The organism is Clostridium tarantellae (assembly GCF_009295725.1).
GTDB classification, from domain to species: Bacteria; Bacillota; Clostridia; order Clostridiales; family Clostridiaceae; genus Sarcina; species Sarcina tarantellae.
Genome location: NZ_WHJC01000517.1, coordinates 1 through 1,251 on the forward strand (window position 1 = coordinate 1; position 1,251 = coordinate 1,251).

Annotated in this window: 1 protein-coding gene; it reads left to right on the plus strand. The window is 22.5% G+C overall.

The annotated features are described in order from the left end of the window. Positions 1–103: 103 nt before the first annotated feature. Positions 104–1,087: an LCP family protein gene (locus GBZ86_RS16040; protein WP_152892326.1), complete on the plus strand. Its 984-nt coding sequence runs from the start codon at positions 104–106 to the stop codon at positions 1,085–1,087. Positions 1,088–1,251 lie beyond the last annotated feature (164 nt).

Genomic DNA, 1,251 nt, shown 5'->3' on the forward strand with positions numbered 1-1,251 from the left:
AGATAAAATAAAGTTTACATAAATTCCTTAAATATTTTAAAATTCATCTATATACAGAATATATTGTTGAAACATAATAAACAATATCAAGGAGTTAAATATAATGAGTTCTAATGATAAAAAAAATAAGATTAATAAAAAATATGTATTATCAATAATACTTATAATATTATTAACTTTAGCAATAATATTAGGAATTGGTCTATATTACTTAAATAACTTATTAAACAAAATAGAAAAGGTAGAAATAAAAGAATCTGATTTAGGAATAGTTCCACAAGTGCAAGCAAAACTTTCAAATTTTTCAGATATTAAAAATGTAGTTCTTTTTGGAATAGATTCAGAAGAAGGTAAAAGTGGTAGATCAGACTCTATAATGATAGCTACTATTGATACTAAACATAAAAAACTTAAATTAACTTCAGTTATGAGAGATTCTTATGTACATATTGATGGACATGGAAAAGATAAATTAAATCATGCATATGCTTTTGGAGGACCTAAGCTTGCTATAAAAACATTAAATGAAACATTTCATTTAAACATTAAAGATTTTGCATCTGTTAATTTTTCTACACTTCCTAAAATTATTAATACTATAGGAGGGGTAGATATAGACATACAAGAAAATGAAATTAATTTTATAAATCATATGGTTTTAAATTTGAATCATTTATATAACACTAAATCTCCACAAATACAAACAGCAGGTTTACAAACTATAGATGGTACTCAAGCTATGGCATATTGTAGGATAAGATATACAGTAGGAGGAGATTATAGAAGAGCGGAAAGACATAGAATTGTATTAACTAAAGTATTTGAAAAGATTAAAAAACTTCCTACTATTAAATATCCTAATTTATTAAATGAGTTATTACCTATGATTAAAACTAGCTTAGATTCAAAAGAAATATTAAGTATTGCAAATGATATATTTAGTTTTGATAATATAGTAATAGAACAAGCTAGATTTCCAAAGGATAAAGATTCTAAAGGTGAGTTAATAAAAGGTGTATATTATTTAATTTTTGACAAAGAAAGTACTATTAATGATATGCATAAATGGTTATTTGAAGATAAATAGTATTTTATAAAGTGAGTTTTTAGATTTCTAACTAAAACAAAAATAAACATTAATTTTTGTTTTAGTTAGAGATTTTTTTGTCAATTAGAAATTTTTAATAATTAAAAATATGTTACTACCTTTAATTTAAATATCAAAGGTAGTTTGAGAAGTAGGTTTTTTAT